The sequence below is a fragment of the Sphingobacterium sp. SG20118 genome (assembly GCF_044740685.1).
In the GTDB taxonomy this organism is placed as follows: domain Bacteria; phylum Bacteroidota; class Bacteroidia; order Sphingobacteriales; family Sphingobacteriaceae; genus Sphingobacterium.
On the sequence record NZ_CP172826.1, the window covers coordinates 3,885,303 to 3,902,896 of the forward strand.

At 39.6% G+C, this 17,594-nt stretch carries 11 protein-coding genes, 2 tRNA genes and 3 rRNA genes; 4 read left to right on the forward strand and 12 right to left on the reverse strand.

The genetic code is table 11. The annotated features are described in order from the left end of the window. Window positions 1-134 precede the first annotated feature (134 nt). Window positions 135-794, reverse strand: a complete 660-nt coding sequence (locus tag ACFX5U_RS17895) for a lytic transglycosylase domain-containing protein (protein WP_400261636.1) — start codon at window positions 792-794, stop codon at window positions 135-137. Window positions 795-1,042: 248 nt separating this feature from the next. Here ACFX5U_RS17895 and ACFX5U_RS17900 point away from each other — a divergent pair, with 248 nt between their 5' ends. From ACFX5U_RS17900 to ACFX5U_RS17910, 3 genes are all read left to right on the forward strand, one after another. Continuing rightward, window positions 1,043-2,650, forward strand: coding sequence for a pseudouridine synthase (locus tag ACFX5U_RS17900; RefSeq protein WP_400261637.1), 1,608 nt, complete (start codon window positions 1,043-1,045; stop codon window positions 2,648-2,650). Next, complete coding sequence (locus tag ACFX5U_RS17905; protein WP_400261638.1) at window positions 2,607-2,807, forward strand: hypothetical protein; 201 nt, start codon at window positions 2,607-2,609, stop codon at window positions 2,805-2,807. The genes ACFX5U_RS17900 and ACFX5U_RS17905 overlap by 44 nt, the downstream gene beginning before the upstream one ends. Before the next feature lie 103 nt (window positions 2,808-2,910). Continuing rightward, complete coding sequence (locus ACFX5U_RS17910) at window positions 2,911-3,381, forward strand: nucleoside triphosphate pyrophosphohydrolase family protein (protein WP_038700717.1); 471 nt, start codon at window positions 2,911-2,913, stop codon at window positions 3,379-3,381. Window positions 3,382-3,421: 40 nt separating this feature from the next. On the opposite strand, the gene ACFX5U_RS17915 is transcribed toward ACFX5U_RS17910, so the two are convergent. Further along, window positions 3,422-4,369 (reverse strand): TIGR01212 family radical SAM protein, encoded by a 948-nt coding sequence (locus ACFX5U_RS17915; protein WP_038700719.1) that lies wholly within the window; start codon window positions 4,367-4,369, stop codon window positions 3,422-3,424. A gap of 115 nt (window positions 4,370-4,484) precedes the next feature. On the opposite strand from ACFX5U_RS17915, the gene ACFX5U_RS17920 reads away from it, so the two are divergent. Then, window positions 4,485-5,510 (forward strand): LacI family DNA-binding transcriptional regulator, encoded by a 1,026-nt coding sequence (locus ACFX5U_RS17920; protein WP_038700721.1) that lies wholly within the window; start codon window positions 4,485-4,487, stop codon window positions 5,508-5,510. A gap of 1,171 nt (window positions 5,511-6,681) precedes the next feature. Here ACFX5U_RS17920 and rrf read toward each other — a convergent pair. From rrf to spt, 10 genes are all read right to left on the reverse strand, one after another. Beyond that, window positions 6,682-6,793 (reverse strand): 5S ribosomal RNA (gene rrf / locus ACFX5U_RS17925). Window positions 6,794-6,905: 112 nt separating this feature from the next. After that, window positions 6,906-9,792, reverse strand: a 23S ribosomal RNA gene (locus ACFX5U_RS17930). A gap of 225 nt (window positions 9,793-10,017) precedes the next feature. Continuing rightward, window positions 10,018-10,091: transfer RNA gene (locus ACFX5U_RS17935), tRNA-Ala, on the reverse strand. 11 nt (window positions 10,092-10,102) lie between these two features. Then, window positions 10,103-10,179 (reverse strand) — tRNA-Ile (locus ACFX5U_RS17940). 122 nt (window positions 10,180-10,301) lie between these two features. Beyond that, window positions 10,302-11,831: ribosomal RNA gene (locus ACFX5U_RS17945) — 16S ribosomal RNA — on the reverse strand. Together the 16S, 23S and 5S rRNA genes with 2 tRNA genes alongside form the textbook arrangement of a ribosomal RNA operon. A 1,249-nt stretch (window positions 11,832-13,080) precedes the next feature. Then, on the reverse strand, window positions 13,081-13,467 hold the full coding sequence (locus tag ACFX5U_RS17950; protein ID WP_038700725.1) for a GtrA family protein: 387 nt from the start codon (window positions 13,465-13,467) through the stop codon (window positions 13,081-13,083). Window positions 13,468-13,470: 3 nt separating this feature from the next. Continuing rightward, window positions 13,471-14,160, reverse strand: coding sequence for a CDP-alcohol phosphatidyltransferase family protein (locus ACFX5U_RS17955; RefSeq protein ID WP_280565595.1), 690 nt, complete (start codon window positions 14,158-14,160; stop codon window positions 13,471-13,473). Between the two features lie 11 nt (window positions 14,161-14,171). Next, a complete protein-coding gene (locus tag ACFX5U_RS17960) occupies window positions 14,172-15,164 on the reverse strand; it encodes an NAD-dependent epimerase/dehydratase family protein (protein ID WP_400261639.1) in 993 nt (330 codons plus the stop codon). Continuing rightward, window positions 15,161-16,285, reverse strand: coding sequence for a hypothetical protein (locus ACFX5U_RS17965; protein WP_400261640.1), 1,125 nt, complete (start codon window positions 16,283-16,285; stop codon window positions 15,161-15,163). The genes ACFX5U_RS17960 and ACFX5U_RS17965 overlap by 4 nt, the downstream gene beginning before the upstream one ends. 9 nt (window positions 16,286-16,294) lie before the next feature. Continuing rightward, window positions 16,295-17,494 carry a serine palmitoyltransferase gene (gene spt, locus ACFX5U_RS17970; protein ID WP_038700730.1) on the reverse strand — a complete coding sequence of 400 codons (1,200 nt, stop codon included), beginning with the start codon at window positions 17,492-17,494 and terminating at the stop codon, window positions 16,295-16,297. Window positions 17,495-17,594 lie beyond the last annotated feature (100 nt).

The window sequence follows — 17,594 nt, forward strand, 5'->3', positions numbered from 1 at the left end:
TCTGATCATCTAAATCAGCTCGGTTAGCATACCGAGTATAGCCATGCTTTTGAGGGTTTTCAATAATTTCTTTCATAGAAATCAACTTGTAGACGTAAGCACCGGTTTCATTATTCAATTTCAAATCGTAATAACTATCCTCCTTCTGACGTCTGATAGAAACCTCTAAGACTACCACCACCGACATTGTAAGCAGCTGCAACAAGTGTCCAGTTTCCAAACTGTTTGTATAGTGATTTAATGTACTTAGCTGCCGCATGAGTAGACTTAACTAAATCTCGTCTCTCATCAACACTTCCATTTACTTTCAATCCATAAAGTCTGGCAGTAGCAGGCATAAACTGCCAATAACCACCAGCTCCCTTAGATGAAACAACTCCACGGTCCAGTCCACTCTCAACAAGCGGAACGTACTTAAAGTCGTCAGGAATGCCATAGGATGCTAAAATCTTTTCAATCTGCGGCAGATGAGTCGCTGCTTTTTTATGAAGACTGTAAGAGCCTCTCTTACTGAAAGAGAAGTTTTTAAAATATCGCAACAATTTACTTTCAACATGTGGCCGATTAATCGGCAATGTATCATTCGCAAATGTTAATGAACTTAAATAATGATCATAGTTATCATTATCTTCATTCTTTTCCTTTTCATCTTCCTCATGAGCAAGATTACTTGGCGCTATCATAGCAATGATCTTATCATCACCTGTAGCAATTGTGTTTGGGTTTGAGTACAATTTTGACAACACTAACGCCGACAAAATCAGACTACAACATAATACTTTTTTTCTAAACATTCACTCCCTTAATGCTACCCTATCCACGATAAAATCGATCAAAAAATAGCTTGGTACAAATTCAAGGCTACAAAGATAAATACTATTTACTTAAAAAACAAACACTTACCATTTTCAAGCTTTAAAGCTGTTTGAACCTTGATTATTTTGTAACATTTCATCCACAAAATAAAATAAATGGATTTAGCCCTAAAAAAAAAGAAATATTATAACTAACTTTGCCGTTCACATTATTTTATAGTAATAAGATGCCATTCAGCAATAACAGGAACAGTCGTGATGACAAGTCCAAAAACTCAAGAAGTACCTCAGAAAACTTCAAACCAAGAGGCGATCGTTCAAAGGATGATAGATCCTCTAATTTCAAAGAAAGTAAAAGACCGAGAAGTACACCATTCGGCACTAAAGATAACGCAGACAGACCATATAATAACGACAGAAAATCTTTTGGAGGTGATAGACCTTTCAAAAAATTTGATGGCGATAACACCGATAGAAAAAGAAGTTTCGACAAACCTTTCAATAAAGACGGTAAATCTTTTGGCGGAGACAGACCTTTCAAAAAGTTTGATGGCGCTAACTCCGACAGAAAAAGAAGTTTCGACAAACCTTTCAGTAAAGACGGTAAATCTTTTGGTAGCGACAGACCTTTCAACAAGTTTGATGGCGCTAACTCCGACAGAAAAAGAAGTTTCGACAAACCTTTCAATAAGGACGGTAAATCTTTTGGCGGTGACAGACCTTTCAATAAATTTGACGGTGCTAATTCCGATAGAAAAAGATCATTCGATAAACCTTTCAATAAAGAAGGTAGAACTTTTGGCGACAAACCTTTCAATAAAGAAGGTAGAACTTTTGGCGACAAACCTTTCAACAAAGAAGGTAGAGCTTATGGTGACAAACCTTTCAATAAAGAAGGTAGAACTTTTGGCGACAAACCTTTCAATAAAGAAGGTAGAACTTTTGGCGACAAACCTTTCAATAAAGAAGGTAGAGCTTATGGCGACAAACCTTTCAAAAAGTTTGACGGCGATAACTCCGATAGAAAAAGAACATTCGACAAACCTTTTAACAAAGAAGGTAGAGCTTTTGGTGATAGACCAGATAAAGAAGATAGAACTTTTCAAAAAACTGAAGGAGAGCAAACAGATTTTAAACGCTCTACTAGAGATAAATCAGATAGACTATATAAATCTTCACATAAAAAATTCAGTACTGAAGAGGAGCGTAAAGAAGGTGCTACGGAGAGAAATTTCACAGAAAGACCTAAACGTACTAAATCTTCAGCGAAAGATGACGGCACAATTCGTTTGAATCGCTACATCGCTAACTCAGGAGTATGTTCTAGAAGAAAAGCTGATGAATTAATCGCAGCAGGTGTTGTTAGCGTTAATGGCGAATTCGTTACTGAATTAGGAACGAAAGTTGATCCAGCTAAAGACGACATCAAGTATAATGGTGAGCGTTTGAAACGTGAAAAAATGGTTTATGTTTTATTAAACAAACCTAAAGATTATATTACGACAACAGACGATCCACAAGAACGTCATACTGTAATGGAATTGGTTTCAAAAGCAACAAAAGAACGTATCTACCCTGTAGGTCGACTTGACAGAAACACCACTGGACTATTATTGATGACCAATGATGGTAATTTAGCTGAAAAGCTATCGCACCCTCGTAATAATATTAGCAAAATCTATAACGTTGAACTAAGTAAAAACTTAACTCAAGGTGATTTTAATAAAATTGTTTTCGGTCTTGAATTAGAAGATGGTTTTGTAAAACCAGATGATTTAAGCTACGTAACAGGTGGAAACCAAACGCGAAATAGGTATTCAGATTCACAGTGGTAAAAATCGTATCGTTAGACGTATTTTCGAATCTTTAGGTTACGAAGTAATCAAACTAGACCGTGTTGTATATGCTAATTTGACTAAAAAGGATTTACCTAGAGGTCGTTGGAGATACATTGAAGAACGTGAGCTAGTTCAATTGAAGCATTTAATTTAATATTAACTCCTTTATATAAAAAGCAGCTTCACAGCTGCTTTTTTGTTATACTCAATTTTTAAATTAGAATATATTACATAATTTAGCAAAAACAAAATAGAACATGACTGATCCAAAAACATTAACATCCGTAGCTGAATTTCATAAAGTTTTCCAACATCCTATATTAGAAAAGCCTACAATACCCAATGAAAAAAGAAGTGCTTTACGGGTATCTTTGATTGCAGAAGAATTGAAAGAATTGGAAGAAGCTATTCAGAATAATGATCTTGTAGAAGTAGCTGATGCTTTATGTGATATACAATATGTACTAGCAGGTGCCGTTCTGGAATTTGGACTAAAAGACAAATTTAATGAATTATTTGAGGAAGTTCAACGCTCAAATATGAGCAAAGCATGCCAATCCATAGCAGAAGCAGAAGCGACTATCCAACACTATAAGGATACCAAAGATGTAGATAGCTATTATAAAGAAGTAGACGGGTTATTTTTAGTATTCAGAACAGAAGATAATAAAACGTTAAAATCGATTAATTATTCTCCAGCAGATTTAAAAACAATCATAGAAAAATAGAAAAAGGGTTGCTATATATAGCAGCCCTTTTTCTATTTTTCTATCCAATATATTTAGAGCCTTGTATCGCTTCTTTTCGTTCTAACATCTTATCAATATAGGTCTGAATGGCAGATTTTTTCATTCCCCAATTTGGCGCAATCAATAAATCTTGATCTGCTAAGCCAAATAAACGTTGAATAACAATATCCGGACGCAATAATGGAATAAATTCAGCCAGAAAATCACTATACTCTTCTATGGAAAATACATGAAAAGGCTCTCGCTTATATTGTACTCCCATTATAGATCCCTCTACAATATGTAAGTGATGTAACTTTACAAATTTGATCTGAGGATGCTTATTAATTTCATCCGCATACTTCAACATCATTTCTTTAGATTCCCAGGGAAAGCCAAAAATAGTATGTACACAAATCTCTAACGGACTATTTTCCACCAACTTTAAAGCAGTTTGCAATTCTTCATGCGAACAACCTCGATTGATCCTATTTAAAGTATCATCATAAATTGACTCCATACCCATTTCTAGGTCAACATCATATCGATCACAGTAACTTTCCAATAAAGCGACTTTCTCAAAATCAATACAATCAGGACGAGTACCTACAGACAAACCAACAGTGTCTTCAGGACAGACCGCTAACGCTTCATCATACATGGCCTTAAGAAAATGCGCCGGCGCATAGGTATTGGTATTTGGTTGAAAATAAATTATAAATTTATCCGCACGATATCCCTCCCTAGCTCTTTTAATACCTTCTTCTACTTGCTCACGAATTGTTGGCATTTTCCGAGCCGATTCAGGCGTAAATGAATCTACATTACAATATGAACAGCCCCCATAACCTTTACTTCCATCACGATTTGGACAAGTAAAATTGCCATCTACAATGACTTTATATACACGTTGACCATTATATTTCTTCTTCAAATAAGAACCATAATGATTATATGGCTTTTGTCCTATATCTAATAATGTACTCATAAATACAAAGATAGAAAGATTTCATAGCATTTAATTATTTCAATTATATAATATACGAAGTCTAAAGAGATTCTTTTGACAATTTAGTATCTTTATCAGTTATACTAGGAAAGCTATGAAAAAATTAACTCTTAAAGATATTGCAAAAGCGCTAAATTTATCAGTCCCTACCATTTCCAAAGCCCTTTCCGACAGTCATGAAATCAATAAGGATACAAAAGAAAAAATTGTAGCATATGCACAACAGCATAACTACCAACACAATGCTTTAGCAAGAAGTTTGAAAACTGGAAAAACAAATATCATCGGGGTAATTGTATCTACAATCAGTAATTCATTTTTTTCGGAGATCCTTGAAGGAATTGAAGAATCATCGCTGTTTCAGCACTACAATATCATTATTATGCAAAGCAGAGAAAGTCCCGACATCGAGAAGAAATGCATTGATATATTGTATTCAAAAGGTGTAGATGGCATATTGATTTCACCAGTATCCCACGATGCCAATTTAACCTACTTACAACAACTGCACAACTCCAGCTGCCCTATTGTGATATTTGACCGTATCAACTATGGTCTAGATACCTTTAAAATAGGCATAGACAATAAAAAAGCGGCAAAAAAAGCAACAGAAGAGCTCATCTCCAGAAATTACCGTAATATCCTACACATCACAGGACTGTCCAACGGGGTAACGAATGAAAGACTGGCGGGTTTTCAAGATGCCTTAAAAATCAATAAAATCACTTTTCAAGAAAGTAACCTTTTAAGATGCGACCTATCACATATACAAGTTGTAGAAGATGAAATATTAAATAAATTAGATGAATTAAAAAATCAACATAAAAGCCCCGATGCAATTTTTACCGCGACCGACTTGCTTACAAATCGTACAATAGGTCTATTAGCCCAACAAAAGATTAAAATTCCTGAGGAAATTGCCCTGATTGGCTTTTCAAATACCAATTATGCATTTTCATTCAATCCTCCCCTTACCTGCATTTCTCAACCAGCTAAAAAAATAGGAAAACTTGCTTTTGAGAAAATGATTGAAATTTTAGAATTCCGTCTTAAGAAAAGAGAAGTTGTTTATGAAACGATAACGCTAGATGCTGACATTATTATTAGAGAATCAATCTAAAATATTCCTGCATATTCATGAGAAGAGAATACAGTAAAATAAATTATAATAAGGGAATATAGCTATTCCCTTATCCTTAATGTCTTCCACGATGCTTATCGTATTTACGATGCTTTTGGTGTCCCTTTTTATAATGTTTATTATGCCCTTTCTTATAGTGCCCATGTTTATGGCCATGTTGATTCCTGTGTCCATGACCTTCGTAATATCCAACACAAGAGCTAGCCGATAACAATAACATTAATCCTCCCAAAAAAATTGCGAACTTTGCCTTCATAACTAAAATATACTTTGGTAACTATAGCCAAATACTATACCAAAGTATAGCTAAAGTAGAAAAGACAGCTCAACATTAATGTAAGACACTAGCTATAAAGTAGTTTATGCAACATATAAATTTTACACAAACCAATACAAAATAATTATAGCCTATTTAATGTATCTCAGAATGAGAAATTCACTTACTGATTATATACCGTATGTTTAAACAGACGATACTTTCAGCAATAAATATCCAACAACATGCAATAATAGATTATAGCTCCGAAAAGGACTACAGATTCGCTTAACTAGCACGAACACTAATATATATACCAATACCATTCAAAATAAGCTTAGATGAGCAAAAACGCTATTGTTGGAGAACTTGATCAGTTATATCATCCTGATATGTTACTATAGCAGCATACAAATCGTTCTTCAACTTCTTTCCTGAATCCCCATGATCATGAAGGGTATAGGTGTTATATAATTTCTCACGATCATTTCACAGCTTATAAAGCTCCGCAAAATCCTCTATACGGTCGATGTTTGGAGTTTTTGCTAACTTATTAGCCTAATTTCCAATTACCTTATTGGTATCGTCAGCAGATAAAATAAAATTATGCTAGGCTTATTATCCTTTATCCCTGAAAAAGCATTAGAAAAGGATAAAAAACAGGTAATAGTAGTAGAATAAATAGATTTCAACAGCATCACATAGAGCCAGAGATAATCGCTAATATGTAAGGACTTTAGTATAGGAAATGGTAGCGACCTAATTTCCAGTCCATTGCAGTGTGTTGAAACAAGGCCATCGGTTGCTGGGTGATGTCCGGTCCGGCGGTGCTGTCCCCCAGAAAATACGGAACACAAAAAAGCCCTTGCTATCCTGCAAGGGCTTCTGTATAAAAAAAGGCACCGACCTACTCTCCCACCTGTTACGGCAATACCATCGGCTCTGGCGGGCTTGACTTCTCTGTTCGGAATGGGAAGAGGTAGACACCGCCGATATAGGCACCTAAAATAAGGTTATCAGAATATAGCAACACTATCCTTTATGGATAAAAGTGACCATCTGATCTATAGACAATTGAAAGAAAAACTAAAAGAGGAAGACAACAGTGTCTGCGTTGCTTGAGAAAGCTTCGGGTGATTAGTATTGCTCAGCTATGGTATCTCTACCTTTACACCTGCAACCTATCGACGTAGTAGTCTTCTACGGCCCTATAAGGAAGTCTCATCTCGTGGCTAGTTTCGCACTTAGATGCTTTCAGCGCTTATCTATTCCCGACGTAGCTACCCAGCCGTACACCTGGCGGCATAACTGGTTTACCAGCGGTCAGTCCATCCCGGTCCTCTCGTACTAAGGACAGATCCACTCAAACTTCCAACGCCCACAACAGATAGGGACCGAACTGTCTCGCGACGTTCTGAACCCAGCTCGCGTGCCACTTTAATGGGCGAACAGCCCAACCCTTGGGACCTTCTCCAGCCCCAGGATGTGACGAGCCGACATCGAGGTGCCAAACCTCCCCGTCGATATGAGCTCTTGGGGGAGATCAGCCTGTTATCCCCAGCGTACCTTTTATCCTTTGAGCGATGGCCCTTCCATACAGAACCACCGGATCACTATGTCCGTCTTTCGACCCTGTTCGACTTGTTGGTCTCACAGTCAAGCAAGCTTATGCCATTGCACTCCTCGTACGGTTACCAAGCGTACTGAGCTTACCTTTGAAAGCCTCCGTTACCTTTTTGGAGGCGACCACCCCAGTCAAACTACCCACCAAACAATGTCCTCGATATAACCGAGTTAGAAACCGGATACAGAAAGGGCGGTATTTCAAGGTTGATTCCATGACTCCTAGCGAAGCCACTTCAACATCTCCCGCCTATCCTACACATCCTGTACCCAATTCCAATGTTAAGCTATAGTGAAGGTGCATGGGGTCTTTCCGTCCCGTTGCGGGTAATCGGCGTCTTCACCGATACCACAATTTCACCGAGCTCATGGCTGAGACAGCGCCCAGATCGTTACACCATTCGTGCAGGTCGGAACTTACCCGACAAGGAATTTCGCTACCTTAGGACCGTTATAGTTACGGCCGCCGTTTACTGGGGCTTCGATTCAATGCTTCTCTTACGATGACATCCCCTCTTAACCTTCCAGCACCGGGCAGGTGTCAGGCCTTATACTTCATCTTTCGATTTTGCAAAGCCATATGTTTTTGTTAAACAGTCGCCTGGGCCTTTTCACTGCGGCTTCTCCATTGCTGGAGGAAGCGCCCCTTCTCCCGAAGTTACAGGGCCATTTTGCCGAGTTCCTTAGCCATGATTCACTCGAGCACCTTAGGATTCTCTCCTCGACTACCTGTGTCGGTTTACGGTACGGGTTTTTATAACCTGAAGCTTAGCGGGTTTTCTTGGAAGTCTGTTTACCTGCTCTATCAACGCCGCCGAAGCTTTGCTGTACTATTGGGTTTCAGCAGGGTCGGCGGATTTGCCTACCGTCCCTATACCTACGCCTTTCAACGAACTATTCCGTCAGTTCGCGGCAGTGTCACTACTCCGTCACCACATCGCAGTTATAAAAAGTACTGGAATATTGACCAGTTGTCCATCGGCTTACTCCCTTCGGATGCGCCTTAGGCCCCGACTAACCCTGATCCGATTAGCGTTGATCAGGAAACCTTAGTCTTTCGGTGGGCGGGTTTCTCACCCGCCTTATCGTTACTTATGCCTACATTTGCTTTTCTATGCACTCCACGACCCATTACCAGATCGCTTCACCGTAAATAGAATGCTCCCCTACCAGATGCAACGTATGTTGCAAATCCATAGCTTCGGTAATACACTTGATGCCCGTTTATTATCCACGCCCGGCCGCTCGACTAGTGAGCTGTTACGCACTCTTTAAATGAATGGCTGCTTCCAAGCCAACATCCTAGCTGTCTAGGCAACCGGACCTCGTTAGTTCAACTTAGCGTATATTTAGGGACCTTAGCTGATGGTCTGGGTTCTTTCCCTCTCGGCCTTGGACCTTAGCACCCAAAGCCTCACTGCCGGCCATATCTTATAGCATTCGGAGTTCGTCTGGATTTGGTAGGATTTGACTCCCCCGCACCCAATCGGTAGCTCTACCTCTATAAGACTCTATGCCGACGCTGTTCCTAAAAACATTTCGGGGAGTACGAGCTATTTCCCAGTTTGATTAGCCTTTCACCCCTACCCTCAGGTCATCCGAAAACTTTTCAACGTTTATCGGTTCGGTCCTCCATTACATGTTACTGCAACTTCAACCTGCCCAAGGGTAGATCACAAGGTTTCGCGTCTACCTCATCTGACTATGCGCCCTATTAAGACTCGCTTTCGCTTCGGCTGCGTGGCTGAACCACTTAACCTTGCCAGACAAGAGTAACTCGTAGGCTCATTATGCAAAAGGCACGCCGTCACTGCACCTGGCAGCTCCGACCGCTTGTAAGCACACGGTTTCAGGTTCTTTTCACTCCTCTGTTCGAGGTTCTTTTCACCTTTCCCTCACGGTACTAGTTCACTATCGGTCTCTCAGGAGTATTTAGCCTTATCAGATGGTGCTGACAGATTCCCACAGGGCGTCTCCGACCCCGCGGTACTCAGGGTACTGCTAGGCTAGCATTCTATACGTGTACCGGGCTATCACCGTTTATAGCTGGGCTTCCCATCCCATTCCACTTCTGTTTGCTAATGCCACTTCGCAGCCCTACAACCCCACTGATGCCGTAACATCAATGGTTTGGGCTCTTTCCCGTTCGCTCGCCACTACTTGGGAAATCATTATTATTTTCTTCTCCTACGCCTACTTAGATGTTTCAGTTCAGCGCGTTCGCGTATTATACAACATACCTTCAGTATGCTAGGTTGCCCCATTCGGAAATCTTCGGATCGAACTCACATTTGCTGATCCCCGAAGCTTATCGCAGCTTATCACGTCCTTCATCGCCTCTGAGAGCCTAGGCATCCCCCGTGTGCCCTTATTTACTTTCTTCACCTCATAGCCCTTTTGCTACTATGGGTTGCTTTTTGATATATATAACCATGATGCTACGCATTAATCCGTTCGGCCTTGACCGAGGGTCTTCATAATACATCGAGCACATCACAGTATTGTCTCTACTGTTGTCTTCTCTTGTAATTTTTTTCTTTCAATATGTCAAAGAACTCTTTGTCCCCCTTATAATGAACACAATATCTTGGTGTTCGGGCAGACCTGTGGAGAATATCGGAGTCGAACCGATGACCCCCTGCGTGCAAGGCAGGTGCTCTAGCCAGCTGAGCTAATTCCCCGTATCGTTTTATGGTAGTCCCGAGCAGATTTGAACTGCTGACCCCTACATTATCAGTGTAGTGCTCTAACCAACTGAGCTACGGGACTAGCTTATCATTCTCTCTCTGGACCATCCTACAGGGATGGGCACATTTCTTCAAATGTTTCTTTTTGTTTCTATAATATAAATCATGTGTATACGTAACGAGCTTCAATCTTGAATGCTCTAGAAAGGAGGTATTCCAGCCGCACCTTCCGGTACGGCTACCTTGTTACGACTTAGCCCCAATTATCGGTTTTACCCTAACACGCTCCTTGCGGTTACATGCTTTAGGTACCCCCAACTTTCATGGCTTGACGGGCGGTGTGTACAAGGCCCGGGAACGTATTCACCGCGTCATTGCTGATACGCGATTACTAGCGAATCCAACTTCATGAGGTCGAGTTGCAGACCTCAATCCGAACTGTGAATGGCTTTTAGAGATTAGCATCATATTGCTATGTAGCTGCCCGCTGTACCATCCATTGTAGCACGTGTGTAGCCCCGGACGTAAGGGCCATGATGACTTGACGTCGTCCCCACCTTCCTCACTGTTTGCACAGGCAGTCTGTTTAGAGTCCCCGACATAACTCGCTGGCAACTAAACATAGGGGTTGCGCTCGTTGCGGGACTTAACCCAACACCTCACGGCACGAGCTGACGACAGCCATGCAGCACCTAGTTTCGTGTCCCGAAGGACTGATCCGTCTCTGGATCATTCACTAACTTTCAAGCCCGGGTAAGGTTCCTCGCGTATCATCGAATTAAACCACATGCTCCTCCGCTTGTGCGGGCCCCCGTCAATTCCTTTGAGTTTCAATCTTGCGACCGTACTCCCCAGGTGGATAACTTAACGCTTTCGCTTGGACGCTTACTGTGTATCGCAAACATCGAGTTATCATCGTTTAGGGCGTGGACTACCAGGGTATCTAATCCTGTTTGATCCCCACGCTTTCGTGCATCAGCGTCAATGCTAACTTAGTGAGCTGCCTTCGCAATCGGAGTTCTAAGACATATCTATGCATTTCACCGCTACTTGTCTTATTCCGCCCACTTCAAATAGATTCAAGTCCTACAGTATCAAAGGCACTGCGACAGTTAAGCTGCCGTCTTTCACCACTGACTTATAGGACCGCCTACGCACCCTTTAAACCCAATAAATCCGGATAACGCTTGGATCCTCCGTATTACCGCGGCTGCTGGCACGGAGTTAGCCGATCCTTATTCTTCAGGTACATTCAGCTACTTACACGTAAGTAGGTTTATTCCCTGACAAAAGCAGTTTACAACCCATAGGGCAGTCATCCTGCACGCGGCATGGCTGGTTCAGAGTTGCCTCCATTGACCAATATTCCTTACTGCTGCCTCCCGTAGGAGTCTGGTCCGTGTCTCAGTACCAGTGTGGGGGATTCTCCTCTCAGAGCCCCTAGACATCGTAGCCTTGGTGAGCCGTTACCTCTCCAACTAGCTAATGTCACGCGAGCCCATCCATATCCTATGAATATTTGATCATCGAGTGATGCCACTCGATGATGTTATGCGGTGTTAATCTCTCTTTCGAGAGGCTATCCCCCAGATATGGGTAGGTTGCTCACGCGTTACGCACCCGTGCGCCACTCTCATCAGAACCAAGCAAGCTTAGTCCTGAATCCCGTCCGACTTGCATGTATTAGGCCTGCCGCTAGCGTTCATCCTGAGCCAGGATCAAACTCTCCATTGTAAAATGAAGTGTAAGATCAAGACTATTTATAATAAATAGAATTGTCTTGTATTTTATTTCTAATTCTAAAATTGAACAGGTTGATTTTTTTTAACTTTCGTCGTTTCTCAACACTACTCGTTACGTTACATGATTATATTTTTAAAGAACTTTTTTCGCTTCCGCATCTCGCTTCGGCTATATGATGTCGGCATTGCGCCGTTATCGATCTTGTTTTGATTCCCTTCGTTTCCGTTGGGACTGCAAAGGTAGAGATCTTTTTGGTATATCCAAAATAAATGTGAAAATTTATTTTTGGAGACCTTTTCGATTTCTGCGTCTAAATTAAATAGACCCTCTTTTTTTCAGTGTCAGCCCTTTCGAACCGACCGTTCCTCCCTTGCGGAGTGGTGCAAAGATAGACCATTTTTATATTCACTTCCAAACGTTTTCTTGCTTATTTATTGAGAAAGGGGGTAACTTGCTGTATCATTGGATGATTTATTTCTGAAAGAGCCGAACTGAGGGTTGGATATCGCCCAAAAAGCAGGTACTATGGCCGATCGCTACTTTATGATGGCCGATTGCATGCTTCTTATAGTACCGCTATTGATAAGTATGGATGCGCAATAATAGACGGAAAGACCAGATTGCTCCTATACATCGCATATAGTAAACGCATATTGTACCGCTATAGATAAGCATGGACACAACAGCAGATATTCAATATGCAGATCCTACTTGGATTATAACCTAAGTAGTATGAACTAGGTACCAACTTCGGTATTAAAGTAGGTGTAGATTAGATATAGCTTAGTATTAGTAGGGGGTTAATAGAGATATACCCCTATTAACCCTCTACTAACCCCCTATAATCCCACTCTTAATACACTATTAAATATGAAGTTGGTATTAATTTGATATCAACTTATTAATAAGCTGATTTCCGGACCTTAATAATCACCTAAAGGATTTCAATTGCCATGAATATAGACACCATAATAAACGCTTTCATAAATGAATAAATAAACCATCCACTACTTATAGCTCATAGCGACATGAACGTATTCAGGAGAAAAACGGATGAAGTGTATTCAGTAAAGAGGTATAGGATAAACAATACGAGTTTAGTATAGAACCTAATCAAAAGATATACGCAGATGATTCTTACGATATATAGCTAGTTCCATTAACCATAAAAAAAGGTCATCTCTTTCGAAATGACCTTTTCTAAATATTTTATAATAACTAAAACCATCCATATGGTTTCTTATTTTTTGAAAACCCAAAAACGTTGGAGAGTATAATTAAAACCTAAAGAAACAACAATCTCCACAATAACCTTGCACAATAAGGGGTGCAAGTGCCACTGATCATCCAGCAAATAAATACCAGATGATTTCAAAATAATACTTCCTGCAACAACGATAACAAACTTAGAAAGTTGCTTGCCTAACGGAGTAGATGTGTTATTAAAAGACCAATAACGATTAATAACGAAATTAACAATGGCTCCTAAAGAGCCACTGATAACATTTGAGAACGCTGGTGAAAAACTCAGCAGCTTATAACAAACTGTATAAATTCCAAAATCTGAAAGACCACCTACAAAAGCTGATAACTGTGCCCTAAAGAATTCTTTGAGTTTTGCATTCATACCTTATAAATTTTCAGATTCTTTTCCCTTCTTCTCTTCAGCGTCTCTGATATCACCAAAATCCAATAATTTTTTCGTGTCTATGGTATTGATAATAAAAAGAATCGCACAGATTGCCATAACCAAATAATGGATAGTTCCTACAAAGAATACCTCGATGAGCAATACCGCACAGATGATGACTCGGATTTCGGTCGGTCCGACTATACCAGCATCAATAGTATACTTATCCGTAACCTTGTAGCGCAATAAAGATAAAATCATGGCCCAACCGTACAAAGCCACTAAAACAAAGCCTGTTAGCTCAAAATTACCTTTTGCATAAAAAACGTAGCCCAGTCCAATCATGACCGTACTGATCCAATCCATTACAATATCCAAAGAAAAGCCATACCATTTACGAGATTTATCCCTATAGTATGCAATACGCCCGTCAAGTGAATCACCAAACCATTGTACAAAGAACCCGACAATACCCATCAGCAAATATTCAATATGTAAATATTTGGCTAAAATAAAGCTTGCCATAATCATTAAAGACCCAAACAAGCCAATTGCCGTAAGACCATCCGATGAAATCCAATTTGGTACACGGGGGACCAAATACGAAATAAACTGTTGTTCCGGATTACTCAATATATTTGTTCTTTTTCTATCTTGAAAAAGTTTCTTATTTATTTTTTGACCACTCATCTCTCTTTTTATTATAACCATTTATGATCACGGTACCACTGAAGTGTTAACTTCAGTCCTGCATCTAAATCATAGTTAGGCCTATATTGAATATTTTCTTTTGACAAACTGATATCACATGCCCAACTTGGAGCTGTCAATTCATTTAATCTTTCTGGATATAATACGGGTATTGAACTCGAATTTTTATAGGCCAACTCCATCACCCGTGCTACACCCTTAACTAGCGTAAATGGAAGGTGAAATCTGAATAGAGATTTAGCACTATATTTCTTAAATATTGTAGCCATTTCATAACGGTCATAAACGAATCCGTCAGTAATGTTATACACTTTTTTACCTCCTGCATCGAAGAAGCAAGCATTTAGGATCGCATGAGCCAAATCTTTTACATAAACAAAAGTCAATTTCTGCGGTGCTTTTCCGATATAAGCATCGAAACCCGCATTTAAAGTTTTGAATAATATAAAAAGGTCCTTCTCTTTCGGCCCATATACCGCAGTTGGACGAATAATGGAAAGTTTACTATCAGCATGCTTATCAAGCATACGCTCCGCCAACACTTTACTCCTACCATAAGCCGTAACAGGGCGATACTCATTTTGCTCAGTAATCGGATCGGCATTATAGGCCACGGGACCTATAGCTGCCAGACTACTAATAAAAACAAAACGTTCAAGAGGTATTTTGGACTCAAAAACCGCATCAGCCAGATGTTGGGAATAACCAACATTCACATCAACTAAATCCTTTTCATTCTTTGCTCTTGTCATCGCTGCAGCATGAACAACATAGGTGTATTGCTCTTGCTCCAGAAGACCCTTTATTGCATCCTTATCTTTAAAATCAGGATAGACAAATTGATCGACAAAAGACTTTATTTCACTAACGTCACTGGTTTTTCTCACCGCAGCATGCACCTCCAGTCCAGCTTCACGAGCAGCTTGAACAAGGTGATAACCGACAAAACCACTTGCGCCAGTGATTAAGATTTTTTTTCTCATAGCGCTTGCTCATACAAACGATAGCGTTTGTATAATTCTCCATTGATTTGCTCGATTGCATGATTCATCATATAATTAGTATCAAGCATCCAAGAACATTCAGCTCCTTTGACAGTAAAACCATCACCAGAGTTTTTTATTATCCTACCATAAAGGCAAGCTTCAATTCCCAATTTACGATATTCATCTAATACGCCTAACATTAATACACGTATCAAATTCACTTTTTTCAATCCAAATAATAGTTTAAAAATCCCTGTTGGCAATAATCTGCCGCGCTTGATTTTAATTAAAATTTGATTGATATCTGGAATTCCCAAAGCAAACCCAATGACCTTGCCATCCTTTTCTGCTAATAAAGCATACCTTGGATCAACAATCATTTTCATCTCCTTAGCAGCGTAATTAAATTCATCTTCCGTAAATGGGACAAAACCTAGATTTTTATCCCAAGCCTTGTTATAGATTTCTCTAATCTTCTCTGTTTCATTTTTAAAATCCTTCAAATTCATTTGTCGGATTTTAATTCCTGAACGGTTTAATCGCTCTTCCAATTTCTCCAACAGAAGCACAGAACGTTTGCTTGCTTTATTTTCCATCACAAGATATGCACGTAAATCAATTTTCTTTTGAAAACCTGCATTGGTTACTAAATCTGGATAATAAGCAAAATTGTACGGCATCATCGCTACAGGTGGACTATCAAATCCTTCGATCAATAAACCACAAGTATCATTGGTTGTTAAATTAATTGGGCCAATAATATTATTGCCTCCCTTAGCTTTTACCCAATCCTTAGCTACCTTAAATAAAGCATTTGCAACATCTTGATCATTAATCGAGTCGAAAAATCCCCACTGCCCTTCTTGAACTTCATTAAAAGCATTATGGTTTACATTCCAAATCGCCGCAATACGCCCAACGAGTTGCTGGTCTTTGTATGCTAAAAATAATTGAGTAGAAGAATGATTGTAGAAAGGATGCTTACCTGGAGTAAGCAAATCGTACTGAGCAAGATATAACTCGGGTACATAATAAGGATTTTCCGCATATAAACTATGCGGAAAATCTATAAATAACCGTTTCTGTTGCTTAGTTTCAACGGGGATAACCTGTATCATAATAGACACTTAGATTAAAGATTCAACATCTGCTAATTTGAAGACTTTTACCATCTTCTCGATAGCCTCATCAATTTGATCAAAGCTATGCGTCGCCATAAGAGAGAAACGAATCAATGATTCTTCTGCAGGAACAGCTGGTGAAACAACAGGGTTCACAAATACCCCATCATCTTGAAGCATTTTGGTAACCCAAAACGTCTTCTCGTTATTTCTAATAAAAATAGGTAGAATAGGGCTTTCAGTTGCTCCTAAATCAAAACCACTTTCTAATAATAATTTTTTAGCGTAATTTGTATTTGCCCACAGTTTCTCAATATGTTGAGGTTCTGCTTGTATAATTTCCAAAGCTTTTAAAGTAGAAGCTACAGAAGCTGGGGTCATACTTGCACTAAACATCACCGAACGAGCGGAGTGCTTCAAGTACTCAATTACATCGGCATCTCCAGAAACAAATCCACCTAAAGAGGCAAATGATTTACTGAAAGTACCCATGATTAGATCAGCACTATCCGTCAATCCAAAATGGGATGCAGTACCTGCGCCATTTACTCCGATAACACCTAAACTGTGTGCATCATCGACCATGACAGTTGCGTCAAACTCATCTGCAATTTTAATCAAATCTGGTAAGTTGACAATATCCCCTTCCATACTGAAGATTCCGTCCGTTGCAATTAATTTGCCGCTTTCCTCTGGTAATCTCGCAATTTTAGCACGCAAATCATTCATGTCATTGTGTGCATACTTGATTACTTTAGAAAAAGACAATCTACTTCCATCAATGATAGATGCATGATCGCGCTCATCCAACAAAATGTAATCATTACGACCTGTAAGACATGATAATGGTCCTAAGTTTGATTGAAAACCTGTACTGAATAAAATAGTAGACTCTTTCCCCACATAAGCCGACAACTTCTCTTCAAGCTCCACATGAATATCCAAAGTACCATTTAAAAAACGAGATCCAGCACAACCGGTTCCATATTTTGCTAATGCATCTTGAGAAGCCTTGATAATACGTTCATCCGTCGTTAATCCTAAGTAAGAATTAGAACCAAACATCAAAACACGTTTGCCATCAATTTGTACCTCGGTATCCTGTCTCGACTGAATCGGTCTAAAATAAGCATATAAGCCTTTAGCCTTTAACTCACTAACGATTTTAAATTGCGATATTCTCTCGCCTAATTTTCCTTTACTCATGCGATTAAAAGGTGTTTCTTAAATTTTATAATTGTTCTTGATTGCAATGAATGCCAAAATACCAGCCTCATTATCAACACTTTCAATTCCTACTTCCAAA

Excerpts from the sequence above, each read along its gene's own strand:
- ACFX5U_RS17895 (WP_400261636.1), bottom strand. The coding sequence starts at position 794 with ATGTTTAGAAAAAAAGTATTATGTTGTAGTCTGATTTTGTCGGCGTTA.
- ACFX5U_RS17900 (WP_400261637.1), top strand. The coding sequence starts at position 1,043 with ATGCCATTCAGCAATAACAGGAACAGTCGTGATGACAAGTCCAAAAAC.
- ACFX5U_RS17910 (WP_038700717.1), top strand. The coding sequence starts at position 2,911 with ATGACTGATCCAAAAACATTAACATCCGTAGCTGAATTTCATAAAGTT.
- ACFX5U_RS17915 (WP_038700719.1), bottom strand. The coding sequence starts at position 4,369 with ATGAGTACATTATTAGATATAGGACAAAAGCCATATAATCATTATGGT.
- ACFX5U_RS17920 (WP_038700721.1), top strand. The coding sequence starts at position 4,485 with ATGAAAAAATTAACTCTTAAAGATATTGCAAAAGCGCTAAATTTATCA.
- ACFX5U_RS17950 (WP_038700725.1), bottom strand. The coding sequence starts at position 13,467 with ATGAATGCAAAACTCAAAGAATTCTTTAGGGCACAGTTATCAGCTTTT.
- ACFX5U_RS17955 (WP_280565595.1), bottom strand. The coding sequence starts at position 14,160 with ATGAGTGGTCAAAAAATAAATAAGAAACTTTTTCAAGATAGAAAAAGA.
- ACFX5U_RS17960 (WP_400261639.1), bottom strand. The coding sequence starts at position 15,164 with ATGAGAAAAAAAATCTTAATCACTGGCGCAAGTGGTTTTGTCGGTTAT.
- ACFX5U_RS17965 (WP_400261640.1), bottom strand. The coding sequence starts at position 16,285 with ATGATACAGGTTATCCCCGTTGAAACTAAGCAACAGAAACGGTTATTT.
- spt (WP_038700730.1), bottom strand. The coding sequence starts at position 17,494 with ATGAGTAAAGGAAAATTAGGCGAGAGAATATCGCAATTTAAAATCGTT.